Raw genomic sequence first — 682 nt, forward strand, 5'->3', positions numbered from 1 at the left:
CTAAGCGTAAACGACTGCTCAATTTAAGTATCTTTTTTAGGATTTGGCTTGCAGTCGCTTTGGTGCTCATCATTTGCGGCGTGGTTGTATTTACTCAGTTGTTTGGCTACGTTAAGCCAACCGCGCAGCAAGTCATCGAAGACACGCTCCTAGACACCAGTAAGTTACTTGCGGCCAGTCTCCAGATGCCATTATCTACAGGACAACTATACGATGAAGCTTATCAAGCGCAACTTGATGCGGCCTTTGTTGGCATACCAGCCATTAACGATAATTTAGGTCCCGTCTATCAAACCAAAAGCTATAGCAGTTTTCGGGTATATGTAACAGACAGCAGCGGCAGGGTCATTTATGACTCGCTACCCAAACCTGACAATAATGAAGGGCAAAACTATGGGCGCTGGAATGATGTCTATCTCACATTAAGAGGTCAATACGGTGCAAGAAGTACACTGCGGGATGGCCAGCAGCGGGATGGCTCGGTCATGTATGTCGCACAGCCAATCAAGAATATGTCTGGCGAGATTATCGGTGTGGTCAGCGTCGGCAAACCTGTCGCCAGCGTGCTACCTTATTTGGACGATACACGTAACCGCATGCTGATCACAGTGCTATTTATCAGCATTGCTGCCCTCATTTTAGCGGGTCTCATCGCATGGTGGCTCAAGCAAAGTATTACCTT

General features: G+C 47.4%; 1 protein-coding gene. It reads left to right on the forward strand.

Annotated elements, in window-relative coordinates; genetic code table 11:
- A partial coding sequence (locus ACS8FC_RS17835) for a sensor histidine kinase family protein (protein WP_459112978.1) occupies nucleotides 1-682 on the forward strand: 682 nt, incomplete at both ends.

Source organism: Psychrobacter sp. 1Y4, from assembly GCF_051847555.1.